The following is a 1,101-nucleotide window of genomic DNA, read 5'->3' as shown; positions in this document are numbered from 1 at the left end:
GACGACCCGGTCGGCTGGCCCACCGACCTGCGACCCGCCCTGCGCACCCGGGCGTTCGCCGGCCAACTGCGCGACCTGCTCATGCGCGCCGCCGAGCGCGGCGTGGGCCCGATCGACCTGGCCCGGCTGGGTGAGAAGCTCGGCCGCGCCGACTGGCCGGCCGCCGCCCGCTTCCTGCGGGAGTACGTCGCAGTGCTCGCGTTGCGCGACGTCAGCAACCGGGGCTCCATCGCGTACGACCCGGCGGAGCTGGTCCGGGCTGCCACCGGGCTGCTGCGCGACGACGAGGAGTTGCTGGCCGCCGAGCGTCGTCGGCTCGCGTACGTCTACCTCGACGAGTTGGCCGACACCGACCCCGCCCAACTGGAGTTGCTCTCGGTCATCGCCGGCGGTGGCAAGTCGCTTGTCGCGTTCGCCGACCCGGATTCCTCCACGTACGCCTTCCGGGGCGCCGACCCGGCCGGGGTGGCGACGTTCCCGCACCGGTTCCGGACGGCATCCGGTGCGCCGGCCGCGCAGGTGCTGCTGACCACGTCGTACCGGGCCGGGCCGGGTCTGCTCGCGGCGATCGCCCGGCTGGGTCGCCGGCTTCGGGGTCCGGCCGCGCACCGCCGGCTGCACCCCCTGCCGGACGCGCCGCCCGGCGTTGTCGAGGTGCACACCTTCCGCTCGGCGACCAGCGAGGCGGCCTGGCTGGCCCACGCGCTGCGCTCGGCTCACCTGCTCGACGGCGTGCCGTGGTCACGGATGGCGGTGCTGGTGCGGTCCACCGCGTTGCAGCTGCCCACCCTGCGACGGGCGCTGCACGCTGCCGGCGTACCCACAGTGGTGCACGGTGAGGATCTGCCCCTGCACCTGCAACCGGCGGTCGCGCCGCTGCTGCTCCTGCTGCGCTGCGCGCTGGAGCCGGAACGACTCGACGAGGAGGCGGCCGTCGCGCTGCTGCACTCGCCGCTCGGCGGGGCCGACCCGCTGGCCGAGCGGCGGCTGCGGCAGGGCCTGCGCGCGCTCGCGTTGGCCGGCGGAGACCGACGCCCCTCCGGGGAGCTGATCGTCGAGGCGTTACAGGACCCGGAGGAGTTGGCCGGCATCGAGCGGCGC

At 75.7% G+C, this 1,101-nt stretch carries 1 protein-coding gene; it reads left to right on the top strand.

What is annotated here, in order from left to right; translation table 11 throughout:
* Window positions 1–1,101, top strand: a 1,101-nt coding sequence (locus tag KBX08_RS33310; RefSeq protein WP_210787719.1) for a UvrD-helicase domain-containing protein, incomplete at both ends; no start/stop codon positions are given.

It is taken from the genome of Micromonospora sp. H61 (assembly GCF_018070325.1).
GTDB classification, from domain to species: Bacteria; Actinomycetota; Actinomycetes; order Mycobacteriales; family Micromonosporaceae; genus Micromonospora; species Micromonospora salmantinae.
Note: the sequence above shows the minus strand (reverse complement) of the source record. Positions and strands in the feature narration are given on the sequence as shown.